This window comes from Kineosporia mesophila (genome assembly GCF_021129235.1).
GTDB classification, from domain to species: domain Bacteria; phylum Actinomycetota; class Actinomycetes; order Actinomycetales; family Kineosporiaceae; genus Kineosporia; species Kineosporia mesophila.
This window is the reverse complement of sequence record NZ_JAJOMA010000012.1, coordinates 220,174-242,546: the sequence shown is the minus strand read 5'-3', so window position 1 is coordinate 242,546 and position 22,373 is coordinate 220,174. Positions and strand designations below refer to the sequence as shown.

At 71.4% G+C, this 22,373-nt stretch carries 22 protein-coding genes; 12 read left to right on the top strand and 10 right to left on the bottom strand.

Features of this window, described 5'->3' with window-relative positions:
* From LR393_RS18875 to LR393_RS18855, 5 genes are all read right to left on the bottom strand, one after another.
* Window positions 1–2,546, bottom strand: a 2,546-nt coding sequence (locus LR393_RS18875) for a non-ribosomal peptide synthetase (protein ID WP_231485276.1), incomplete at its 3' end; no start/stop codon positions are given.
* Between the two features lie 58 nt (window positions 2,547–2,604).
* Window positions 2,605–3,879, bottom strand: coding sequence for a glutamate synthase-related protein (locus LR393_RS18870; RefSeq protein ID WP_231485275.1), 1,275 nt, complete (start codon window positions 3,877–3,879; stop codon window positions 2,605–2,607).
* Window positions 3,876–4,892: an asparagine synthetase A gene (locus LR393_RS18865; protein WP_231485274.1), complete on the bottom strand. Its 1,017-nt coding sequence runs from the start codon at window positions 4,890–4,892 to the stop codon at window positions 3,876–3,878. The genes LR393_RS18870 and LR393_RS18865 overlap by 4 nt, the downstream gene beginning before the upstream one ends.
* Window positions 4,889–6,199: a hypothetical protein gene (locus LR393_RS18860; RefSeq protein ID WP_231485273.1), complete on the bottom strand. Its 1,311-nt coding sequence runs from the start codon at window positions 6,197–6,199 to the stop codon at window positions 4,889–4,891. Before LR393_RS18860 ends, LR393_RS18865 begins: the two co-directional genes overlap by 4 nt.
* On the bottom strand, window positions 6,196–6,711 hold the full coding sequence (locus tag LR393_RS18855) for a cobalamin B12-binding domain-containing protein (protein WP_231485272.1): 516 nt from the start codon (window positions 6,709–6,711) through the stop codon (window positions 6,196–6,198). Before LR393_RS18855 ends, LR393_RS18860 begins: the two co-directional genes overlap by 4 nt.
* A 239-nt stretch (window positions 6,712–6,950) precedes the next feature.
* Here LR393_RS18855 and LR393_RS18850 point away from each other — a divergent pair, with 239 nt between their 5' ends.
* The 12 genes from LR393_RS18850 to LR393_RS18795 all read left to right on the top strand — a co-directional run bounded on the left by LR393_RS18850 (window position 6,951) and on the right by LR393_RS18795 (window position 17,511).
* Entirely contained in the window at window positions 6,951–7,574 is a 624-nt protein-coding gene (locus tag LR393_RS18850) for a winged helix-turn-helix domain-containing protein (protein ID WP_231485271.1), read from the top strand.
* Entirely contained in the window at window positions 7,571–8,914 is a 1,344-nt protein-coding gene (locus tag LR393_RS18845) for an MFS transporter (RefSeq protein ID WP_231485270.1), read from the top strand. Before LR393_RS18850 ends, LR393_RS18845 begins: the two co-directional genes overlap by 4 nt.
* A gap of 97 nt (window positions 8,915–9,011) precedes the next feature.
* On the top strand, window positions 9,012–9,935 hold the full coding sequence (locus LR393_RS18840; protein WP_345718623.1) for an aspartyl/asparaginyl beta-hydroxylase domain-containing protein: 924 nt from the start codon (window positions 9,012–9,014) through the stop codon (window positions 9,933–9,935).
* Between the two features lie 81 nt (window positions 9,936–10,016).
* Window positions 10,017–11,279: a helix-turn-helix domain-containing protein gene (locus LR393_RS18835; protein WP_231485268.1), complete on the top strand. Its 1,263-nt coding sequence runs from the start codon at window positions 10,017–10,019 to the stop codon at window positions 11,277–11,279.
* A 130-nt stretch (window positions 11,280–11,409) separates the two neighbouring features.
* Window positions 11,410–11,625: an MbtH family protein gene (locus tag LR393_RS18830; protein WP_231485267.1), complete on the top strand. Its 216-nt coding sequence runs from the start codon at window positions 11,410–11,412 to the stop codon at window positions 11,623–11,625.
* A complete protein-coding gene (locus tag LR393_RS18825; protein ID WP_231485266.1) occupies window positions 11,622–12,389 on the top strand; it encodes a thioesterase II family protein in 768 nt (255 codons plus the stop codon). The genes LR393_RS18830 and LR393_RS18825 overlap by 4 nt, the downstream gene beginning before the upstream one ends.
* 36 nt (window positions 12,390–12,425) lie before the next feature.
* Window positions 12,426–13,451: a TauD/TfdA family dioxygenase gene (locus LR393_RS18820; RefSeq protein ID WP_231485265.1), complete on the top strand. Its 1,026-nt coding sequence runs from the start codon at window positions 12,426–12,428 to the stop codon at window positions 13,449–13,451.
* Window positions 13,452–13,469: 18 nt separating this feature from the next.
* Window positions 13,470–15,194 (top strand): non-ribosomal peptide synthetase, encoded by a 1,725-nt coding sequence (locus LR393_RS18815; RefSeq protein WP_231485264.1) that lies wholly within the window; start codon window positions 13,470–13,472, stop codon window positions 15,192–15,194.
* Between the two features lie 106 nt (window positions 15,195–15,300).
* Window positions 15,301–15,582 carry a hypothetical protein gene (locus tag LR393_RS18810; RefSeq protein WP_231485263.1) on the top strand — a complete coding sequence of 94 codons (282 nt, stop codon included), beginning with the start codon at window positions 15,301–15,303 and terminating at the stop codon, window positions 15,580–15,582.
* 37 nt (window positions 15,583–15,619) lie between these two features.
* Window positions 15,620–15,943 carry a Rossmann-fold NAD(P)-binding domain-containing protein gene (locus LR393_RS18805; protein WP_231485262.1) on the top strand — a complete coding sequence of 108 codons (324 nt, stop codon included), beginning with the start codon at window positions 15,620–15,622 and terminating at the stop codon, window positions 15,941–15,943.
* 29 nt (window positions 15,944–15,972) lie between these two features.
* On the top strand, window positions 15,973–16,827 hold the full coding sequence (locus LR393_RS18800) for an NAD-dependent epimerase/dehydratase family protein (protein ID WP_231485261.1): 855 nt from the start codon (window positions 15,973–15,975) through the stop codon (window positions 16,825–16,827).
* 132 nt (window positions 16,828–16,959) lie between these two features.
* Window positions 16,960–17,511 carry an STAS domain-containing protein gene (locus LR393_RS18795; protein ID WP_231485260.1) on the top strand — a complete coding sequence of 184 codons (552 nt, stop codon included), beginning with the start codon at window positions 16,960–16,962 and terminating at the stop codon, window positions 17,509–17,511.
* Here the strand turns inward: LR393_RS18795 and LR393_RS18790 are convergent.
* The 5 genes from LR393_RS18790 to LR393_RS18770 form a co-directional block, all read right to left on the bottom strand.
* A complete protein-coding gene (locus tag LR393_RS18790) occupies window positions 17,471–18,199 on the bottom strand; it encodes a GAF and ANTAR domain-containing protein (protein ID WP_231485259.1) in 729 nt (242 codons plus the stop codon). The genes LR393_RS18795 and LR393_RS18790 overlap by 41 nt on opposite strands.
* Window positions 18,200–18,239: 40 nt before the next feature.
* The gene (locus LR393_RS18785) at window positions 18,240–18,974 is read right to left on the bottom strand and encodes a GAF and ANTAR domain-containing protein (protein ID WP_231485258.1); all 735 of its coding nucleotides are present in this window, start codon (window positions 18,972–18,974) and stop codon (window positions 18,240–18,242) included.
* Window positions 18,975–19,108: 134 nt separating this feature from the next.
* Window positions 19,109–20,173, bottom strand: a complete 1,065-nt coding sequence (locus LR393_RS18780; protein ID WP_231485257.1) for a fatty acid desaturase family protein — start codon at window positions 20,171–20,173, stop codon at window positions 19,109–19,111.
* 105 nt (window positions 20,174–20,278) lie between these two features.
* A complete protein-coding gene (locus tag LR393_RS18775) occupies window positions 20,279–21,292 on the bottom strand; it encodes a LacI family DNA-binding transcriptional regulator (RefSeq protein ID WP_231485256.1) in 1,014 nt (337 codons plus the stop codon).
* 9 nt (window positions 21,293–21,301) lie between these two features.
* Window positions 21,302–22,291 (bottom strand): glycoside hydrolase family 6 protein, encoded by a 990-nt coding sequence (locus tag LR393_RS18770; protein ID WP_231485255.1) that lies wholly within the window; start codon window positions 22,289–22,291, stop codon window positions 21,302–21,304.
* Between the last annotated feature and the right edge of the window lie 82 nt (window positions 22,292–22,373).

Genomic DNA, 22,373 nt, shown 5'->3' with positions numbered 1-22,373 from the left:
TCCAGGAGACGGTCGGGCAGCCCGGCCGGGAGATCCAGCTGGATCCGGTGGCCGCGATGCGAGGCCTGCGGCGGGCGCACCCGGTCGGTCGGCAGTGCCAGCTCCCCGGGCAGACTGTCCAGCCGCCCACGCCAGTACGCCAGCTGCTCCCGCTCCACGTCGCGCAGGACCTGGCGCTGCCACACCGTGTAGTCCGCGTACTGCACGGGCAGCGGCGTCCAGACCGGTTCCTGACCGGTTCTTCTCGCGGTGTAGGCCGTTTCGATGTCACGCAGCAGCGGCGTCAGCGACCAGCCGTCACCGGCGATGTGATGCATCACCAGCAGCAGCACGCCGCCCTCGCCGTCCTCGTCCGGGAAGTACCCGGCCCGCAGCGGCATCTCGGTGGCCAGATGGAACGGCTCCCGGGCCACTTCCTCCAGCGCCTCGTCCCGGAACCTCCCCGGTACCGGGACGACGGGCACGGGAACGTCGACGACATCCAGAACCTGCTGGTAGGGAACGTTATCCACACCGTCGTGGGCCGGGAACACGGTGCGCAGGCTCTCGTGCCGGCCCACCACGTCCTTCAGCGCGGCGGCCAGGACCGCGAGGTCCAGTCCCGGGCCGTCGATCCGGACCGGCACCGGGATGTTGTAACTGGCGTCGGAGGCGTCCCACTGCTGCAGGAACCACAGCCGCTGCTGCGCGGCCGACAGCGGCACCCGGCCGTCGTCGTCCTTCGTGTCGCTCAGATCGTGGGGCACCAGGGCCGGACGCCGGGTCCCGCCGGAGAGCACCCCGGCCAGGCCGGCGACGGTCGGGTACCGGAACAGGTCCTGGATCTCGGCCTCCACCTGTAGCACCGCGCGGATCCGGGAGATCAGCCGGGTCGCGAGCAGGCTGTGACCGCCGAGGTCGAAGAACACGTCGTCCACCCCGACGCGCGGCAGGCCGAGCACCTCGGCGAACAGGGCGCACAGCTGGGCCTCACGGGGCGTGCCCGGGCCCCGGCCGGTGGTCAGGTCAACGGTGGGCTCGGGCAGGGCCCGCCGGTCAAGTTTCCCGTTGCCGGTCATCGGCAGGTCGTCCAGGAACACGACGGCCGAGGGAACCATGTAGTCGGGCAGTGCTTTGCGGACGAAGTCACGCACCTGGGCGGTGGTCACCGCACCCCCGGCCACCACGTAGGCGACCACGCGGCGGTCTCCGGGCCGGTCCTCGCGCACCACCACCGCGCTGCGCCCGACGCCGGGCATCCGGTCCACGACCGTCTCGATCTCGCCCAGCTCGATCCGGAAACCGCGGATCTTCACCTGGTCGTCGGTGCGGCCGACGAAATCCAGGGCACCGTCCGGGCGCCGGCGCACCCGGTCGCCGGAGCGGTACATCCGGGCCCCGTCCGCCGCCTGCGGGTCGGCGACGAAACGGGACGCGGTCAGGCCGGGACGGTCCCAGTAGCCGCGGGCCATGCCCGACCCGACGATGTAGAGCTCCCCCTCCTGCCCGTCCGGCACCGGGCGCAGCCGCTCGTCGAGGACGCGCACGTCCATACCGGTGATGGGCCGCCCGATCGGGATGTGACCGCCGCGGTAGCCGGACGGGACCGGCTGGAGGGTGGTGAAGGTCGTCATCTCGGTCGGCCCGTAGCCGTTGACGATCCGGACACCGGGGCAGGCCTCGCTGATCCTGGCCACTGCGGTCGGCGAGACGGCCTCGCCCCCGGTCCAGATCTCCCGCACCCGGCCGAGACCACCGGGATTCTCCTGCGCCATCAGGTTGAACAGCGCCGAGGTGATGAACAGACTGGTGATGCCCCGCCCGGCGACGATCTCGCCGAACCGGGCCGGGTCGAGGTGTCCTTCCGGGGCCACCACGACCTCGCCCCCGTGCAGGAGCGGGACCCACAACTCGTAGGTCGAGGCGTCGAAGGCGTGCGGGGAGTGCATGAGCACCCGGGCCTGGGCCTGCGGCATCCAGTAAGGGTCGGCGCAGAACTCGACCACGTCGCGATGGGTGATCGCCACACCCTTCGGCCGGCCGGTCGACCCCGAGGTGTACATCACGTAGGCGAGCTGGTCCGGGTGGATCGTGACCGGCGGCGCCGTGTCCGGCAGATCCGCGACGGCAGCCTCACCGATGTCCAGAATCTCCACCCCGGTGCCGGAGATCTCCTCGGCCGGAGTCTGTTCCACGAGCAGCAGGGTGGCGCCGGCCTCGCGCAGCAGCTGGCCGGTACGGGCGGCCGGGGCCCGGGTGTGCAGGGGGACGTAGATGCCACCGGCCTTCAGGATGCCGAGCGTGGTCACCAGCGTGCCGATCGAGCGTTCCATCAGCATGGCCACCGGGGTCTCCGGGCCCACCCCGTGCCGCCGGAGCAGGTGGGCCACCCGGTTCGAGGCCGCCTCGAGTTCCCGGTAGGTCAGCGACGTCTCGCCGTCACTCACGGCCGGCGTGTGCGGGGCCGAACCCGAGTACCGGGCCAGCGCCTGCGGAATACTCAGGGAAGTCTCCGGGAGAACGGTCCGGACCGGTCCGGTGACGTCCTGGTCGTGGTCGAGCGACATCTCAGTTCACCTACCTGCCCCGCACGGGGCTTCGTCGTGAAACGTTCGTCGTCGTGGATCAGCGCCCTACGGGATACCCGGGCTCGGGGACGAGGTCGCCACCGACGTCCTCGGATGCCAGGTCACGCGCCGCGTACTTGCCCAGAGCACTGATCAGAAGCCGCATCTCGAAGGTCAGGGCGGAGACCAGGCGGATCAGGCCGGCGTCGGGGTCCTCGTCGACCGCGATCAGCGCGGCCCGGCCGAGCCCGACGGCGCGGGCCCCGAGAGCCAGGCACCTCACCGCCCGGGCCCCCTCCCACATCCGTCCGCTGACGCACAGGCACTGCCCCGCCGGTGAGATCCGGGCCAGGCAGTCGGCCAGCGGCAACCCGGCGCTGCGCATCATCACCGTCGGGGCCCACCCCGAACCGCCCTCGGCGCCGTCGACGGTCACGCTGTCGGCCCCGGCCTCCCAGGCCACGGCGCAGGCCGTCGCGACGTCCCGGCCCGGGAACAGCTTGACGCCTACCCTCGCCCGGGGAAAGTTGTTGCGCATCAGCCGGATCTGCTGGCGCAGGATCTCCTCGTCGAAGGTGCCGGGGGCACTGCACCGCAGACGCTGCGGGCCGTCGTCGAACGCCGGGTCGAACGCGTACCGCCCGGCCATCGCCTCGGCGACGTCCCGGTCCACGAGCGTCATCCCGCCCAGCCCGGGCTTGGCCCCCTGGCCCAGCTTGAGCTCGAAGCCCAGCCGCCCCGACATCAGAATCGGGCCCGTCTCCGGGTCGCTGTAGATCTGGTTCCAGACCTCGGCGTCAGCGTCCTCGGTGCTCTGCTGCACCAGCACACCCCCCAGATCGCCGTTCAGGTGCCCGGTGTAGGCGCTGATCCGGCGGCGCATCGACCCGCCCGAGTCGTCGTCACCGCGATAACCGTTGACCGGGGCGATGTTTTCCCCGATCACCATCGGGATGCCCAGCTGCGCGGCCTGCCGGGCCGCGGCGGCCCCCAGACGGGTGCTGGCCACCTTGGTGGAGCCCAGCGCCGACAGGTAGAGCGGGAACGCCGAGGGCAGGCCGCCGATGTCGGTGCGCAGATCGACGTCCGCCGGCATCGGCTCACGCCCCAGTTCGATCAGCTTCTCCAGGCGCCGCGGGGTGAACAGCGGCGGGAGGATCCGCAGCCGGTCCAGGGCGTCGGGCCGGTTTCCGGTGGGTACTTCCCCGAACACGTCGGCCCCGTAGCCACTGGCGTCGGGGAAGACGGCCCGGGCGCCCAGGCGTGCCCGGCGGCGGATCTCCTCCGCCGGGAACCCCTCTGCCCGCAAGATGTTCGGGGACGACGAGGTCATGCCGACCGCACCCCCGCGAGCTTGGGGTAGGCGCTGGCCTGCCAGACCGCGTCCAGGCCGGCGATGTAGCGGACCAGTCTCTCCAGCCCCAGCCCGAACCCCGCGCTGGGGTGCAGGCCCTCCCGGGCCAGCTCCAGGTACCAGCCGTACTTGGCCGGGTTCTCACCGGTCTCGCGGATCCTCGACATGATCCGCCGGTAGTCCGACTCGCGCTCTCCCCCGCTGCACAGCTCCCCGAATCCCTCGGCCGCGATCAGGTCGAAATTGCGCAGCGTGCCGGGGTCACTGCGGCTCTCCCGGTCGTAGAACCCGCGCGAGCCCTTCGGGTAGTCGGTCAGGAAGAACGGCCGGGGTGCCTCCAGCGAGAGCATCTCCTCGTTGCTCCAGTCGATCTCGGCGTGGGCGTCGGCCTGCTGACTCATCCCGGCCAGCTCGGCGACGGCCGCCGCGTGGGTCATCCGCCCGAACGGTTCCTGGCCCAGCCGGCGCAGTGCGTCCAGGTCCCGGCCGGTCACGCCGAGCTGCGCCGGCCGGTGCTGGAGCACCTCCCGGGTGGCCGCGACGACCAGGCGCTCACACAGAGCCGTCACGTCGTCGCGGGAGGCCCCGGCCATCTCGACGTCGATCTGGTGGAACTCGACCAGGTGCCGGTCGGTGCCGAAGGTCTCCAGCGGTTCCATCCGCACGTTCGGAGCGATGTAGTAGATCTTGTCGAAAGCCAGGAGGGTGGCCTGCTTGTACAGGATGGCGCTGGTCATCAGCTTGTACCGGTGACCGTAGAAGTCGACGTCCATCTGTTTGGCGCCCCGTACCCCGGGATCGGTCACCGGCCCGATGATCGGCGCCTGGATCTCCACGAAACCCTCCGCGTCGAGCAGCCGCCGCACGGCGGTCAGCACGCTCTGGCGGATCATCAGAGCGGCCCGGGTGGACGGGTCGGTCAGGTGGGTGCGCAGGTCCGGCGGGACGGTGGTGGCGCGGGCCGGTTCGCCGAGGGTGACTTCCAGGGTCATGAGGTGCTCCTCACCAGTTCGGGGGCCGGTACCGGGAGGGACGGGTACCGGTCGTAGCGGCGCTGCATGTACGAGAGGTCGCGCAGCAGCTGGGCGGACGTGACGGCGCCGGAGGCGCCGGGTGTGCCGACCCGGGAGGGCGGCAGCGGCATACCCCCGGTCGCGCCCCAGCGCAGCCATCCGTCGCCGTCGAGATAGCTGGTGCTACGCCGGGAGTTCGCGGGGTGCAGGCAGTACGGGATGTCCAGGACACCGCGGTCGAAGGCCCGCACCAGGGCCGAACCGACGTCGGGCCCGAGCTCCAGCACGGCACTGATCAGCGTGCCGGCCTCCTGGTAGACCTCCTGCGCGGCCAGGGCCCGAGTCCGGTCCGTCCGGTCCGCCGGCCCCGTGGTGCGCCGGGCGACCGCGGCGGCGTGCTCCAGGGCCTCGACGTTCTCCCCGATGGTCGGGATCCGCTGCGCCTCCACCGCGGTCTTGACGATGAGTCGCTGCGCGCCGGTGCGCACGGCCAGCCCGGCCGCATCGGCCATCAGCGCCCGGGCGCCGCCCGGGGTCTGCGGGAAAAGGCCCATGTAGCCGTAGATCACGGTGTGCAGGTCAAGTCCGGGCAGCAGTTCGGCCGCGAGCCGGTTGAGGGCCAGTACCGCGCCCTCGTCCTGCTCCGGGCTGGTCTGCTGGGCGTAGCTCAGGGAAAGACTTCTCACGCCGTGCTGCTGCAGGAAGAGGCCCTCGAGGACGCTGATCGCGACCAGCAGGCCGGGCGGGCACAGCTGGCCGAGCATGCACCCGCCGAAGGTCTCGACGTGCGCGGCCGCCCCGGCCCCGCCGACCAGGATGTCGCAGGCCTGCGACCAGTTCCGGACCGAGTCGCGCAGCGGCAGCCGGCTGTAGGGCAGGCAGTAGGAGACCGGCCCGCCCTCGGTCGCGGTGAGCCCGGCGCGCAGGGCCGCGGCGATGATCTGCTGCGGCTGCGCCGAGCCGTGACGCACCTGCACCGGGAACCCGGGCCCGGCCAGACCGGCCAGGACCGCCCCGGTGACGTCCGGGTCGTGGGTGACGATCGGGTACCCGTTCAGGTCGTCACCCCGCTCCACGGCCTGCCGGGCGACCTCCACCTGGCCGGTACGTGTGTAGCTGTCCAGGGTGATCGTCCCGACCGTGGTGGCCCGGGCCTGCCGGGTGGCGGCCAGCCCGGCGCGCATCCGGCCGGGGTCGCCGTAGCCCATCCGGGGCTGGACCACGAGATCACCGCGCTCGTGGGCGTCGTGCACGAAGCGGCCGAAGTCCGAGTGCCGTTCCGTCACGCTCTGACCCCGGCCCCGGCGACGAACGCCCGGAAGGCGGAGATGGCCCCGGTGCCGCCGAACACGGCGTCGTACCCGGCGTGCCGCAGCCGGCGGGCCTGCTCGGACGCCCCGGCCTCGCCCGAGGTGGAGAGCTTGCCGCCGATCACGATCGGCGTGCGGGCCAGCTCGTCCATCTGCCGCAACACCCCGGCGATCTCGATCCCGTCCCGGACGCCGTGCCCGTTGACCGTGCTGACGACGACCAGGTCGGGGCCCACCTCCCGGGCGCAGCCGGCCAGCAGCTCCACCGGCACGCACGGACCCAGGTTGACCACGTCGTGCCCGAGCTCCTTCAGGACCAGTTCCAGGTACACCAGGTTCCAGGTGTGGGAGTCGGACTTCGTGGTGGTGACCAGCGTGAGGGGACGCTGCCGGCGAAGCGGTTCGCGGCGGTACCCCGATGACGGGTGATGCGCCTGCCGGTGGGTCCCGCCGACCGAACCGGTCGATCTGCGCAGCGACAAGGTCATGACCTCTCCTTCGTGGTGAATGCCCGGCCCGCGCCGTGACGTCCGCCCGGTCGGCATTTCTGCCACGTTAAGCAGGTCCCCGACGGCCAGGCGGCAGTCACTGCGGCAGCTGATGGGCACCCCGGCACCGCCGTACCGCCGCACCGAAAGTTGCGCGGCATCTACCTGCAGTGACGGAAGAAAGGGGCAGATGGGACACTGGGCCTTGCACAATTTTCTATGCAAGCTAAGTTGTGCATATGGCCGACGCCACGAATCCCGATCCCCAGCAAGAACCGCTCCGGGAGATCACCCTCGATTCCCGGTTGCTGAGGGCGCTGGCCCATCCACTGCGGGTGCGCCTGCTGGGCCAGCTGCGCAGCGACGGTCCCTCCACCGCCACCCGGCTCGCCGGGCATCTCGGCCTGAACTCCGGGGTGACCAGTTACCACCTCCGCCAGCTGGCGGAACACGGCCTGGTGAGCGAACTCCCGAAACAGGGCGGTGGCCGCGACCGGTGGTGGCAGGCCGCTCACGAGAGCACACGCCTGCAGCCGGCGGCCCTGCGCGAGGACGCCGACAAGGAACTGGCCAGCACCTACCTGGCCGGCGTGGCCTCGGGCTACACCGACGCCATCCAGAACGCCGCCCGGGAGTTGCCCTACCTGCCCCCGGACTGGCGCGAGGCCAGCACCACCAGCGATTTCCCGCTCAAGCTGACCCCGGGCGAACTCCAGAGCCTGGTACAGGAGCTCTTCGAGGTGATCGGGAGGTACCGGCGCGACGACCACGATCAGGAAGCACCGCCCGACGCGGTGCCCGTCGCCGTTCAGCTCCAGGCCTTTCCACGACCCGGCATACTCAACGCCCAGGGGGAGACATGACGAGCAGCGATCGCCGATGGGCAGCGATGCTGAGTCTGCTCACCGCTCAGGCCGTGTCGCTGATCGGCACCCGGATGTCGATGATCGCCATCCCGTGGCTGGTCCTGGTGACCAGCGGGAGCGCCACCCAGACCGGCCTGGTCGCCTTCGCCGAGATGACCCCCCTGGTGATCGGGAAGGTCCTGGCCGGGCCGCTGATCGACCGGGTCGGCCCGCGGATCATGAGCGTCACCACCGACGCGATCAGCATGATCTTCGTGGCGGCGATCCCCGCGCTGCACCACTTCGACCGCCTCCCCTTCGGCGTCCTGCTCGTGCTGGTCGCCGGTCTCGGCGCGGCCCGGGGCCCCGGTGACGTGGCCAAGCAGGCCCTGGTCCCCGAGGTCGCCGCCATCGCCGAGGTCCCGCTGGAGCGGGTCACCGGCATGATCGGCACCCTGGAGCGCATCGCCGGCACCGCCGGGCCGGCCCTGGCCGGCATCCTGATCGCCCTCGTCGACCCGCTCTTCGCGCTGTACATCGATGCGGCCACATTCGCGGTCGCCGCCCTGATCATCGGGCTGGTCCTGCCGCGGCGGGCCCGCGCGGCGGCCCCGACCCGACCGGAAGACTCTCCGCCGACGGTGCCGGACGGCACCGAGAACGAGACCTACCGGCAGCAACTCGCCATCGGTGCCCGGTTCCTGGCCGGCGACAAATTGCTGCTGTGGATCGCGATCATGCTGGCCGTCACGAACCTGATCGACGCCGGGTGGAGCACCGTGCTCCTGCCGGTCTGGGCCCGCCAGGACGGTGGTGGCCCGGCCGCGATCGGCGCGGTGGGAACGGCTTTCGGCGGGGCCGCGATCATCGGCTCGGCCTTGGCCACCGGCTTCGCGCACCGCCTCCCGCGGCGCCTGACCTACCTGGTCGCCTTCCTGATCGGGGGTGCGCCGCGGTTCGTCGTCCTGGCCGTCGGCGCCCCGCTGTGGGTGGTGCTGGTGGTGTCGGTGGCCGACGGAATCGCCATCGGCTTCGTCAACCCGATCCTGAGTGCCGTTCTGTTCGAGCGGATTCCGCCGAACCTCCTGGGCCGGGTCACGTCCCTGTCCGGCGCCCTGTCGTTCGCCGGCATCCCGCTCGGCGGCCTGCTGTGCGGCGCGGCCATCGCCGCCCTGGGCCTGTCCCCCGCCCTCCTGGTGGCCGGTGCGCTCTACTTCGCCGTCACCGTCCTGCCCGCCTTCAACCCGGTCTGGCGCGAGATGGACTCCCGCCCGGTCACCGCCGGCAGCGATCCGGAAGACCCAGCACCAGCTGCACCGGCCACCGTGGATCGGGAACAGCCGGCGTCCCGTTCCTGACGGATCACCGCCCCATCCGAAACCCCTACCACCGAGGAGCACCACCATGCCCGCAACCCTGCCCCCCGCGTCCGTTTTGTTAGCTGATGACCTTGATGTGAGTAAATTGCGCGAGGACGCGGACCGACTGGGAGCCAGTCCGTTCCGGGCCCAGCGCACGTACGACGAGAACCTTCGGCCGAGCGAGGAGACGGAGCTGGACTGGAAGGTCGTCTCCCTGCGCAGCCCCGGCGGCGATCCCGAGCGCACCGACCCCGGCGGCCCGGGGGTCGAGGACTACGCGGACACTCCCTGGTGCGACAAGGCCCCGTACCTGGCCTCCCTGTTCAGAAGACTTCCCACCCAGGTGCGCACGGCCCGGCTGATGGCCCTGGGGCCGGGTGCCGAGGTCGACGAGCACCGGGACTTCCCCTCCGGCCTGCAGGCCGGATGGGTGCGGCTGCACGTGCCGATCCTGACCAACCCGGGAGCCGTCCTCACGCTGGACGGTCAGCAGGAACGCTGGCAGCCGGGAAGCCTCTGGTACGGCGACTTCTCCCGGCCGCACTCGGTGCGCAACGCCGGCGACACCCGGCGCGTGCACCTGGTCATCGACTGCTACGTCAGCCACGAGCTGCTCCAGCTCTTCCCGGCGTCCTTCACCGACACCGTCGACTGGACCGAAGTGCTCTTCGACCGGCCCGTCGTACCCCTGGGCCCGGCCGCGGCCGAGCGCGTGAACATCGACTTCGACCTGCCCGACGCCTTTCTGTGGGGCGAGCGCGAAGACCTGGCCACGCCCGGGACCCCGTCCCGGGCGGCCCGTCTGCGCCTGGAGGACGGGGACCTGATCATGCGGGCCGACGGCAAGCCGGTGGGACGGCTCGTACACCTCGGGGAAGGCGATTTCCGCCTGGCCGGCTGGACCACCGAGCGCAGCATCCACCTGGACCTGGCCCGGGGCCCGGGGTCGATCACCTTCCTGATGCGCGAGGGCAGCAGCATCGACACCACCTCACGCCCCACCCGCCCCGGCGTGTGACGTGAACCCGGGCCGCCCCGCTGCCCCGGGGCGGCCGACTCCGACCAGTCCATCCAGACGTTCCGAGGCACGGGGGGAATCGTGCGTACCACCTCAGAATTGGCCCAGGAAGCAACTTTCGGGCAGATGCTGCGTCACCACCGCAAGCGCCAGGGAATGACGCAGCGTCAGCTGGCCGACCTGTCCGAGATCAGTCTGCGGGCCATCCGTGACCTGGAGTCCGGGCGGGTCACGCACCCGCGGCGGGCGACGACCGAGATGCTCGGCTCGGCACTGCGCATCCAGGGGCAGTCACTGGCGCAGTTCCTCGGCCTGGCCCTGGACACCCGCGAGGAGCACCCCGACCGCAGGCTGCCCGGAATGCCGCCCCCGGCCGCCCTCACCTCCCTGATCGGGCGCGACGCCGAAGCCGCCTTCGTCCTCGAACGTTTGCGGACCGACCAGCGGCTGGTCACCCTGACCGGTATCCCCGGCGTCGGGAAGACCCGCCTGGCCCTGGAGATCGCCCGGCACCATTTCGAGAGCAACGACACCGTGGTCTGGTGGGTCCCCTCCCCCGACGCGGTGCCCGGCGGCCACTCCGATGCCGGGACGCCGGCCGGCGCCGGTGGCATCTCCCACCTCGACCCGCAGGAGATCCAGGCCACCCTGGGCGGCCGGCGGAGCCTGCTGGTGCTCGACGGCACCGAGGGGACCGGGCCGAACGTGCGCTGGCTGCTCGACGTGCTCGCCGTGTGCCCCAGCCTGAGCGTGCTCTCGACCAACCGCACGCCCCTGTCCGTCCCGGGTGAGTGGGTGGTACCGGTGAGCCCGCTGGCCGTGCCGGAACCGGCCGGGCACGAACGCGACTCACTGATGCGCGTCGACTCCGTGCGCCTGCTCATCGAGCAGATCAAACGCCACCGCCCCGCCCGCGACCTGCCCCTGAGCGAGCTGGAGACGATCGCGGGGATCTGCCGGGCCCTCGACGGGCATCCGCAGGCCATCGAGCAGGCCGGCCTCAGCTGCATGGTCGAGTCCCTCGACGACATCCTCCACCGGGTCACGGACGACCCCCTGTCGCTGCCCATGGCCGGCCCGCAGCGCGACAGCTCGACCACGCTGCGCCGGGTCCTGACCCGCAGCCTGTCCGCCCTGGATCCCTCCAGTCTCAGCGTGCTGCGCCAGTTGTCCGGGCTGGACGGGGAGTGGGAGCTCCCGGAGGCCTCCCGGCGCCTGGGCCAGGCCACGGAGTCGTTCGTCGCCCAGGTTCGCACGCTGGTTCAGCTGGGCTGGCTGCGCTCCACGACCCAGGCCCTGCCCCGATTCCGCACCCTGAGACTCGTGGATCCGCTGCTGGCCTGACCCGGCGGACTGCACCCCTTCCGGGCCGCCGCAAGACTGCCGCCCGTACTGCCCCTCTCCCCGCGTGGAGTTCCTAGGCTGGAACCAGCGCCTCTGATCCCGCGAAAACGTTCATGAGAGAAGGAAGACGATGAATCCCTTCGACGCCGACGGCCGCTTCCTGGTTCTGGCCAACGCCGAGGACCAGCACTCGCTCTGGCCGGTCTTCGCCCCGGTGCCGGCCGGGTGGGAGGTCCGGTACGGCGAGGACAGCCGCGAACAGTGCCTGGAGTACATCGAGACGCACTGGACCGACATGCGCCCGCGGAGCCTGCGCGAGGAGATGGCCGAGGGCGCGGCCCGGTGAGCCTTCCCCGCAACGACCCGGCCGTGGTCCGCCCGGCCCCGCGCGCGGACGCCACGCACCTGCTCGTGTGCCTGGGTTTCTGCGGCGGCGGCACCGGCGCCTTCCGGGGATGGGTGCCCCGGATACCCGCCGACCACGAACTGGTCCTGGTCTGCTATCCAGGCCGCGAGGGCCGTTTCGGGGACGGCCTGCTGCGCTCCTGGGACGCGCTGGCCGAGGACACCGCCCGCGTGGTGGGCGGTTTCGTCGACCGTCCGTACACGCTCTTCGGGCACAGCATGGGCGGGTGGATGGCCTTCGACGTGACCGGGCGCCTGCACCGGGCCGGCGCGCCTACGCCGGAGAAGCTGGTCATCTCCTCCTGCAACTCGCCCGAGCGGGGTGTCACCGAGCGGGACCGGTTCCCGCGCCAGGAGGACAGCGACGACGACCTGGTCGCCTGGATGCAGCAGACCGGTGCCCTGCCGGACTACGTGGCCTCCGACCCCGATCTGCGGGAGATGGCCGTCGAGCTGATGCGGGCCGACGTCCAGGCCCGTGACTCCTACTGCCCCGACCCCGCGCAACGCGTCCCGGGCCCGGTCCAGGTCCTCTACGGGATCGACGACCCGGTCATCGATCCGGCGGTCCGTCGTCAGTGGCAGGCCGTCGTGGAGGGCGAGTGCCGGGTCGGCGCGCTACCCGGAGGGCACTTCTACACACCGGACATCTGGGAACAGCTCCCCATCCACTTCCCCGCGCTGACGACCACCCGGGACGGGTGATCAGGCGTACCGGGGCCAGCGAAAGGCCTTACCGTCATGGCATCCTCCGCCGCCTCATCGTTCTCCACCCTCGAGCACGTCCGGCAGCCGGGACATCCCGTGCTCGTCCGGTGCCCGGCCCGGCTCTCCCTGGACGATGCCTGCGCCTGGCTCGCCTCCGCCGCCCCGGCCCTGCGCTCCGGGCTGGACGAGCACGGTTCCCTGTATCTGCGCGGCCTGCCGGTCGCCACCACGCAGGACTTCGCCCGGGTCCGGGACGTCCTCCTGCACGAACGCGCCCAGTACCAGGAAAAAGCAACACCCCGTAGCAGTTTCGGTAACGACGTGTTCTCCTCGACCGACCTGCCGGCCGCCCAGCCGATCCGGTTGCACAACGAGAACAGCTACACGATGAACTTTCCCGGGATCTTGCTGTTCTGTGCGCTGGTACCGCCGGCCGTCGGTGGCGCGACCCCGGTCGCGGACTGCCGCGCCGTTCTCCGGAACCTCCCCGAGGACCTGGCCGGCCGGTTCCGCGCCCAGGGCTGGCGGCTGAACCGCACGTACAACGAGAACATCTCCCTGAACTGGGAAACCGCATTCAGCACCTCGTCCCGGCAGGAGGTGGAACGCTACTGCGCGAGCAACCACATCAGCTGGGTCTGGCGCGAGGACGGCACACTGTCCACCAGTCAGCAGCGCTCCGCGGTGATCACCCATCCCCGCACCGGCGAGGAGTCGTGGTTCAACCATGTCGCCTTCTGGAACGAGCACGCCCTCGACCCGGACGTCCACGAGGTCCTCGTCGACGAGTTCGGGCCCTCCGGGCTGCCGTTCAACACCACCTTCGGGGACGGCACACCCCTGTCGGCCGCGGACTTCGCGGCCCTGGACGCCGCCTACCGGGCCGCCTTCACCCGCGAGACCTGGCAGCTCGGCGACATCCTGGTCGTCGACAACATCCTCGCCGCCCACGGCCGTGAACCGTTCGAGGGCGAGCGCCGGATCGCCGTGGCGATGGGGGAACCGACCGACCTCGCCGACTGCCGGCCGGCCCGCCCGATCGCCACCTTCGCCAGCTGACGTCCCCGGAGCCCCGTCATGACCCTGATCTCCTCCGCCGTACCCACGACCCACGACGATCCGGTGCGGATGTTCCTGGCCGCCACCCGCCGCGCGCCGGGACGACCGGCCGTCCTCTCCCGCCGGGAAGATCTGACCTTCGGCGAGGTCGACCGGCGCAGCGCCCGGGCGGCGAGCGCCCTGCGCCACGAGCACGGCGTGCGCCCGGGTGACCGGGTCGGCGTGCACCTGGCCCGCGGACCGGAACTGATCGTCGCCTTCCTGGCGATCTGGCGGGCCGGTGCCGCCTCCGTCCCTCTCGACCCGGCCCACCCGGCCGAACGGCTGCGGTACCTGGCCCAGGACGCCGAGCCCCGCCTCGTCCTCACCCGTGATCCCGCTCCGACCTGGGCCGGTACGGCCGGCTGGGTCACGCCGGAACGCCTGGACGGCGCGCCGGAGCGCGGCGCGGACGACGAACGGCCCGTTCCGGTCGGCTCGCCCGCGTACGTCATCTACACCTCCGGATCGACCGGCCTGCCCAAGGGCGTCGAGGTCAGCCGGGCCAATGTCAGCCATCTTCAGCGGGCGCTGAGCGCGGCGGGCGTCTACAGCGACACCCCGAGGGTCGTGGCCTGGAACGCCAGCATGTCGTTCGACGCCTCGGTACAGCAGTGGGCCCGGGTCTGCCGCGGGGACACCGTCGTGGTCCTGGACGACGAACTGCGGCAGGATCCCGCCGCGCTGGCCGCCTACCTGGAGCAGACGGGCGTGAACGACCTGGATGTCACCCCGTCGCACTGGCAGGTGCTCGAGCAGTACGTGGCGCCGGTGGACCGGCCTTTCCGCCTGCTGATCGGCGGCGAGGCGATCCCGGCGGACCTGTGGGATCGCCTGCTCACCCGGCCGGGCAACCTCGACGCCTTCAACGTGTACGGCCCGACCGAGTGCACCGTCGACGCGGTCGCCGCCCGGATCACCGCCGGGGAACCCCGGATCGGCCGGCCGCTGCCGGGGATGACGGCGCACGTCCTGGACACCGCCCTGCGACCGGCCGGTGAGGGCGAGCTCTACCTGTCCGGCCCGGGCCTGGCCACCGGCTACCGGAACCGTCGCGACCTGACCGCCACCCGCTTCGTCGCTGATCCTTTCGGACCGGAGGGCGGACGGATGTACCGCACCGGTGACCGGGTCCGGTACGACCCCGGTGGGGAACTGGTCTATCTGGGCCGCACCGACCGCCAGGTCAAGATCCGCGGGCACCGGGTGGAACCGGCCGAGATCGAGGAGGCGGTGTCCCGCCACCGCGAGGTCACGTCCACGGCGGTCCAGATGGTGGACGACGTCCTGGTCGCCTACTACACCGGGGAGGTCACCGTTCCCCCACTCCGCCACCACGTCGCCGGCATCCTTCCCGAGCCGCTGGTGCCCGCGTCCTTCATCCGGCTCGAGCAGTTCCCCCTCACGGTGTCGGGAAAGATCGACCGGGACGCGCTGCCCGCACCCGACCGCGGCCCCGACCCCTCGGCGACCGCTCTGGCCGGGCCCACGGAGCACCTGATCGCCGAGGTCTGGGCCCAGGTCCTGGGGCGCAGCGGGATCAGCGCGACCGACGACTTCTTCGCCCTGGGCGGGCACTCGCTGATGGCCCTGAAACTCGTCGCCCGGCTGAAGCGCGACCACGGGATCGCCGTCTCCTCACGCCTCGTCTACCAGCATCCGAGACTGCGGGACCTGGCGGCCGTGGTCGACACGCACCGCTGACCGGTCGCCGGAGATTCGCTCACGATGGAACACGGTGCGCAACGGGGTGACAAAATTTGTTCGCCCCAGGTGGACGGGACGGGTATCTGCCCGTAAGAGTGACACCGTGAGTGACGAGAACATCGACGAGGCCCGGCAGCGGCTCCACATCCTGCAGGCGATGGAACTGGCCGTGAGCCGGCGTGACGAGGTGTTCGCGACCGTCGAGGCCTGCACCGACGCCGGCGAGGCGCGGGTGAGACTGTCCGAGCGCTTCGACCTCTCGGAACACCAGGCCCTGGCGGTGCTCAGCCTCCAGATCAGCCAGTGGAGCAGCGGCATGCGCGAGTGGCGGGCCGCCGAGATCGCCCGCTGCGAGAAGCTGCTCGGGGTCGCCGAGACGTCCTGAGCGAGGACGTCGAGCGGGCCGGCGGTAGCGTGCCGCCATGGATCTCGAACTTCACGGGCGGGTCGTGCTGGTGGTGGGCGGGACCGGGAACGTCACCGGTTCGGTCCGCAACGCCGCCCTGATCATCGCGGCCCAGAACCTGGCCGACGTCGTCGCCGGGTCCGGGGTCACGGTCAACACCGTCAGCCCCGGCCTCGTGTCGGACGACCCGGCCGCCGCGGTCGAGCCGGGCCGGCCCGGGGAGTCCAGTCCCGGGCAGATCGCCGACCTGGTCTGCTTCCTGGTCTCTCCCCGCACGGCGACGATCTCCGGGGAGTCCGTCGCGATCGGGCACCGCGTCCACGGCACGACCTCCCTGTAAACGCCTTCCCCCCAGAACAAGGACGTGCCATGACCGAGACCGTTGCTGTCACCGGAGCCCTGGGCAAGGTGGGCCGGGCCGTCGTGAAAGACCTCCTGGAGCACGGCTACACCGTGCGGGCCACAGACGCGCAGGGCCCCTTCGGCGAGCGTGCCGGCCTGGGCGTGGACGTGATGCGCGCCGAGCTGACCGACTACGGCCAGGCGGTGGAGGCCCTGGCCGGCTGCTCGGCGGTCGTGCACCTGGCCAACATCCCGCAGCCGGGCATGGAGTCGGCGCCCGACACCCTGAACCGGAACCTGGCCGCCAACAACAACGTCTTCCTGGCCGCCCAGCGGCTCGGGCTGCGGAAGGTGGCGTGGGCCTCCAGCGAGACGACCCTCGGGCTGCCGTTCGACGTCCCGCCGCGGTACGCGCCGGTGGACGAGGCCCACTTCCCGTACCCGACCTCGACGTACGCCCTGTCGAAGGTGCTGAGCGAGGACGTGGCCGCGCAGGTGTCGCAGTGGTCGGGCATCCCGTTCGTCGGGCTGCGCCTGTCCAACGTGTTCGTCCCCGAGATGTACGCGAACGTGCCCGGGTTCTGGGCGGACCCGGCGTCGCGGCGCTGGAACCTGTGGGGCTACATCGACGCGCGGGACGCCGCGGCCGCGTTCCGGCTGGCGCTGGAGGTCGAGACCACCGGTTCGCAGAACGTCATCATCGCGGCGGCGGACACCCTGATGGATCGGCCCTCGGCCGAGTTGCTGGCAGCGGAGTTCCCCGGCGTCGAGATTCGCCGTGATCTGCTGGATTTCGAGACGTTGCTGGCGATCGACGGGGCCCGGGAGCTGCTGGGGTTCGTCCCGCAGCACTCCTGGCGCGACGAGGTTCCGCGCGACTGACGGGGGTCCGGCCAGAACCTACCGGTGAGATGCCTGTCCAGGTGCCGATTCGCCCCGTAGAATGAGGTTGGTCGATCAAGCTGCCCTGGACCCGGTGGTGCCGACCACGGTGTCTCTTGGAAGTACGGGGTCATGTCCTCATCCAACCGGGCGGTTCTGTCCGCCGTTGACCGGGTCGCACAACCACTGATCCTGCGGGACACGTCTGTCACCGTGAGCTTCTCCGGTGACCTGCGTGCCGCCGGGGTTCCGGTCATGCGCCTGCATCTGCTCAGTCTCGCCTGCGAGGACGGGCCGGAGGAGATCGTCGTCGACCTCTCCGGCGTCACCTGGCTGGACCGTGACGGGGTCGAGCCTCTGGTCGAGGCCCACCGCCTCCAGACGTTCCGGGGCGCAGCGCTGCGTCTGACTCAGATCTCCTCCCCGGCAGCGCGTTTCCTGAAATCACAACCGCGCCTGGCGCAGGTCCTCGGCCGCTCGTGCGCCCCTTCGGCACCTTCGGCACCGGACAACTCCTGGCGTCGCTTTCCCCCGGAAAACGGGGAACCGGACTCCTGGGCTCCGATACCCGACGACGCCGAGGTGCGGGCGCTGCACGAGGAGATCGCCTCGCTCCGGGAGGCGCTGGCGGGCCGCGACCCGCTCAGCCGGTCCCGAAGTCAGGAACCTGAGCGGGATCGTTGACGATGGTGCGGGCCAGGTCGCTCAGGCGCAGGTGATGGTTGCGGCAGTAGGTCCGCAGCATCGTGAACGCCTGGTCGATCGTGACCCCAGCGGACTGGGCGATGACGCCCTTGGCCTGCTCGATGACGATCCGGCTGTCCAGGGCGCCCTGGAGCTGCTCGGTCAGGACCTGGCCGCGGCGCACCTGGCGTTCCTGGAGGATGCCGATCGTGGCCACGTCGACCAGCGCCTGCACCACCCGCACGTCGCCCGGCGTCATCGCCACCGGGGTGGCGCTGAAAAGCCCCATGCTGCCGATCACCTGGTGCCGCAGCCGCAGCGGGAAGGCCTGCACCGAGGCGAAGCCCGCCGTGCGCGCGGCGGGTGCGAACCGGGGCCAGCGGGTGTCGGCCCGGTTCAGATCGGCATCGCTGACCGGGACGCCCTGCCGGAAGCAGTCGCGGCACGGTCCCTCGTCGGCCTGGATCTGGAAGAGGTCCAGCAGGTGCACGCGTTCGTCGGAGGCGGCCATGAAGTGCAGCCCGTCCTCGGCGTCGGCCAGCAACAGCCCGGCCGCCCGCGCCCCGGTGAGCTCGGACGTACGAGCCGTCACCATCTGCAGGAACTCGACCAGGTCGAAGTCGTCCACGAGGGTGTCGGCCAGCTCGACGAACACATCGGCCAGACGTTCTGAGGCGATCGCGCTCATCGGCTGCTCGCCCTCTCGTTCACCGCATCGGCTGGTCCCGTCATGCTTCATCCCGTTCGAGAGTGAGTTTACGGTCGACGACGTCACGGGCGACCTCGCCCAGCCGCCGTCCCTGGAGATAGGCCTCGGCGCGCAGGCGCAGGAGGGCGGCCTCGGGGCCGACCCCGAGCTGGACCTGGAGCATGCCCTGCGCGTGGTGGACCTCGACCCGGTACCGCGAGATCTGGCCCATCTCCTCGGCCAGCCGGTCTGCGCCCATCACCTCGTGCGCGTCCAGCAGACCGGTCAGGGCCACCCCGGTGAACACCTGGGCCAGGTCGAGGGCGTCGGGCGGGAGCACCCCGGGCCGGGCCCGGTACATGTCCAGCACGCCCAGCCGCACCGCGCCGATCCGCATCGGGAACGCGAAAACCGCCTCCACACCGTGCTCCATCGCCGCCGAGGTATAGGCCGGCCAGCGCCCACCGGACTCCCCGGCCAGGTCCGGTGCCAGTACCGGCCGGCCCTGCGACCGCGCGTCGAGACACGGTCCCTCGCCGAGCGTGAACTGCAGTTCCTCGACCAGTTCACTGCGGGTGTCCGAGGCGGCCGCCAGCCCCTGGGTGCCGCCCGCGACCATCACACTGATCGCGGCACCGGTCACCGGCAGGGCCCGGGTCGCCGCCCGGCACAGGCACTGCAGCCAGGCGATGGACCCGCTGGACAGGTCCGGGTCGGGTGATTCCGCAGCGATCAGGCCACGGACCCAGGCGGTGTCTTCACCTGTGGCCGTCACAGCCGGGTCGCGGCCGGTCGCAGAACATCAGACATGGCAGCACCATTCTCTTCGGGCCGCCCAAGGACCGGAGCGTTGCTTACGCCATCGACCCTATCCGGCCTGCCGGGGCAGGTCTTGCGGGATGTCCTGGTTCAGCCGCGGTACTGCCGGACCAGGGGGCAGGCGAACGGGTCGCGGTCGGGCCGGCCGACGGTGTTGAGGTACCTCACGACGATGCGGTACGAACCGATCAGGCTGGTCTCGGTGTAGGTGACCTGCCGGCTGCGACAGAACTCCCGCACCATCGGCCGGGCCCGGCGCAGGTTGGGCCGGGGCATGCTGGGGAACAGGTGGTGCTCGATCTGGTAGTTCAGCCCGCCCATCGCGATGTCCGTGACCGGACCACCGTGCACGTTGCGGGACATCAGGACCTGCCGCTGGAGGAAGTCGATCCGGGTGTCCTTCGGCACGATCGGCATGCCCTTGTGGTTGGGCGCGAACGAGGCACCCAGCAGGAACCCGAACACACCGAGCTGAACAGCGATGAAGGCCAGCGCCTTTCCGGGAGGCAGCACGCTCAGGAGCACACCCAGGTAGAGGGCGAACCGGGTCAGGATGATCGTGCACTCCAGCCGGCGGTGTGGCAGCGCCCGGTTCGAGATCAGTTCCCGCACACCGCCGACATGCAGATTGGCGCCCTCCAGCAGGAGGAGCGGGAAGAACAGGTGTCCCTGGTGCCGGGTGAACCAGGCGGCCCACCCGGTGCGGGCCCGGGCCACCGCCGGGGTCATCGCGATCGGCCCGGGAGCGATGTCGGGATCGCGGTTCTCCTGGTTCGGGCCGCTGTGGTGACGGTTGTGCTTGTGTAACCACCAGCCGTAGCTCAGCCCGGCGAAGACACCCGACAGCACCCGGGCCGCCCACTCGTTCCAGCGGGAGGAGTCGAAGATCTGCCGGTGGGCGGCATCGTGACCGAGGAATCCGAACTGGGTCACGACCACGCCGAGCAGCCCCGCCACCAGCAACTGGCACCAGGTGTTCCCGAGCATGAGAACGGCTGTCCAGCAGGCCAGGAAGGCCATCACCAGGCCGATGCCCCAGGACCAGTAGTAGGCGTAGCGCCGCCGGAGCAGACCGGCGTCGCGGATCTGCCGGGACAGCTCGGCGTACGACGAGACCTGTCGCACCCGGGCGGGTCGAGTCTCCAGATTGCTCACGTTCGGCTGCCTTCACGGGCCTGCGGACGAACCGCCGGGTCCGGGGCAGCACCTCGACGTTACCCCGCCCGCGGGGTTCGCACTCGCGCAGCGGGCTCCCGGCCGTCAGGCCGGGCGGCCCTCCCGGCGCGGGGCCGTCGAGGCCCGCACCACCAGCCGGGTGGGCAGCTCGACCGGTGCGTGGGTCTGCGGGCGGTCACCGTCGATGATCGCCAGCAGGGTGCCCACCGCCGTGCGGCCCATCGCCTGCAGGGGTGAGGCGACCGTGGTCAGCGGCGGCGTGACCAGTTCGGCCGCGTACACGTTGTCGAAACCGACCACGCTCACGTCGTCCGGCACCCCGATACCCCGCCCGGTCAGGGCGCGGATCAGGCCGATGGCCATCATGTCGTTGAAGGCGATCACCGCCGACGTGGGGCGCCGGGCGAATTCGGCCGCGGCCCGGGTGCCGCCGATCACGGTGGGCGCCCACGGGCCGATCCGCCGCACCTGCAGGTGCCGTTCCCGGGCCGCTTCCCGCAGCACCCGCCAGCGGATGCCGTCGGCCCAGGACGCCTCCGGGCCGGCGACGTAGGTGATCTGCTCGTGGCCCTGCCCGGCCAGGTGCTCCACGGCCCGCCGCACCCCGCGGTCGTGGTCGGGCAGGACGCAGGGGATGTCCCGCAGGGCCCGGTTGAGCACGACCACGGGCCGCTGCCCGGCCGCTGTCCGGATCGAGGAGTCCGGCATCCGGGAGGTGGCCAGCACGATGCCGTCCACCGCGGCCATCGCCCGCTGCAGCACCTCGGCCTCCCGGACCCCGGACTCCTGGGCATCGGCCAGCAGGATGGTGTACCCGGCCGCGGCCGCGGCCTCCTGCGCACCGCGAATGATCCTGTCGTGGAACGGGTTCGTCACATCCGCGACGACCAGGGCGATCATCTGCGTGCGGCGCGGCGTCGGCGCCACGGCCTGGGGCCGGGCCCGGTACCCCAGTTCCGTGGCCACCTGGTGGATCCGCAGGGAGGTGAGGGCGTTCACCCGGCCGGGCCGGGCGAACGCCCGGGACACGGTGGAGGCCGCCACCCCGGCCGCCCGGGCCACGTCGTAGATCGTCGGTGGCCGGACCGGCTCTTCCATCGGCCGGACTCAGTATCCGTGGATCAGGTCGTAGGCGATCTGCGGGTCGAAGGTCCCGGCGGGAGTGTTCGGGGCGATCCCGCAGGTGCCGTCGGACTGACCCGGGGCCTTGATCCAGATGCGGGCCTCCAGGCCCTTCCCGTCCAGGTCCTGGATCGCCGAGGTGGTACCGATCTGACGGGCGTCCGGGTTGCACCACGAACCGTTGCCGCCCTTACCGTTGCGGCTGGTGTCGACCACGTAGGGAACCCGCTCCAGGCCCTGGGCCGCCAGCTGGTCGTTCACCTTCTCCGCGAACGCGCTCTCCTGGGCCGTGGTGTGGAAGTTCGAGACGTTCAGCGAGAAGCCCCGCACGTTCTGGATGCCGGCCTTCGACAGCCGGTCGGCCGTCACCGGGGCCGTGCGGTACACCGAGTTGCCGCCGTCGAGGTAGACGGTCGCCTTCGGGGCCCGGTCGCGGAACTGCTCGGTGGCGAACTTCAGCAGGCCCAGCCGGGTACTGGCCGCGCTGGCGCCCAGGCAGTCCAGGTCGGCCAGCGAGTCGGGCTCGAGGATCACCATCGCCGGGCGGTCCCTGATCGAGTCGGCGAACGCCGCGATCCAGGTGCGGTAGGCGGAGGCACCGCTGGACCCGCCGTCGGCGGACTCCTTCCCGCACACGTCGATCTGCGGCAGGTTGTAGGACACCAGCACCGGCATCTTGCCTGCCCGGGCCGCGGCGCCGACGTACCCGCCGACCGCCGTGCCGATGTTGCCCGACCAGTCACCGAACCACCGGGCCATCGGTTTCGACGAGATCGAGCTCTTGATGCCGGCGGCGCGGCCGTCGGCCGGGTGCGCGGCGACCCACTGGGCCGGGCCGGACCTCGGGTCGACGTAGAAGCCGCTGGCCGCGGCGACCGACGGCTCCTCGGCCCGCGCCGCGACGACGGTCAGACCGGTGGCCGCCGCCGCGACCAGCAGGGCGGCGACGGCCGTGACACGGACGGAGCGCTTCACAGAAATCTCCTCAGGGGAAAGAATCGATCGGCGAAGTCCCTCGTCAGAGCGACAAGTGTCGTTTCGACGAGGCTTTCACGAT

Excerpts from the sequence above, each read along its gene's own strand:
- LR393_RS18830 (WP_231485267.1), top strand. The coding sequence starts at position 11,410 with ATGAATCCCTTCGACGCCGACGGCCGCTTCCTGGTTCTGGCCAACGCC.
- LR393_RS18870 (WP_231485275.1), bottom strand. The coding sequence starts at position 3,879 with ATGACCTCGTCGTCCCCGAACATCTTGCGGGCAGAGGGGTTCCCGGCG.
- LR393_RS18805 (WP_231485262.1), top strand. The coding sequence starts at position 15,620 with ATGGATCTCGAACTTCACGGGCGGGTCGTGCTGGTGGTGGGCGGGACC.
- LR393_RS18855 (WP_231485272.1), bottom strand. The coding sequence starts at position 6,711 with ATGACCTTGTCGCTGCGCAGATCGACCGGTTCGGTCGGCGGGACCCAC.
- LR393_RS18800 (WP_231485261.1), top strand. The coding sequence starts at position 15,973 with ATGACCGAGACCGTTGCTGTCACCGGAGCCCTGGGCAAGGTGGGCCGG.
- LR393_RS18775 (WP_231485256.1), bottom strand. The coding sequence starts at position 21,292 with ATGGAAGAGCCGGTCCGGCCACCGACGATCTACGACGTGGCCCGGGCG.
- LR393_RS18790 (WP_231485259.1), bottom strand. The coding sequence starts at position 18,199 with ATGAGCGCGATCGCCTCAGAACGTCTGGCCGATGTGTTCGTCGAGCTG.
- LR393_RS18795 (WP_231485260.1), top strand. The coding sequence starts at position 16,960 with ATGTCCTCATCCAACCGGGCGGTTCTGTCCGCCGTTGACCGGGTCGCA.
- LR393_RS18845 (WP_231485270.1), top strand. The coding sequence starts at position 7,571 with ATGACGAGCAGCGATCGCCGATGGGCAGCGATGCTGAGTCTGCTCACC.
- LR393_RS18865 (WP_231485274.1), bottom strand. The coding sequence starts at position 4,892 with ATGACCCTGGAAGTCACCCTCGGCGAACCGGCCCGCGCCACCACCGTC.
- LR393_RS18850 (WP_231485271.1), top strand. The coding sequence starts at position 6,951 with ATGGCCGACGCCACGAATCCCGATCCCCAGCAAGAACCGCTCCGGGAG.
- LR393_RS18820 (WP_231485265.1), top strand. The coding sequence starts at position 12,426 with ATGGCATCCTCCGCCGCCTCATCGTTCTCCACCCTCGAGCACGTCCGG.
- LR393_RS18815 (WP_231485264.1), top strand. The coding sequence starts at position 13,470 with ATGACCCTGATCTCCTCCGCCGTACCCACGACCCACGACGATCCGGTG.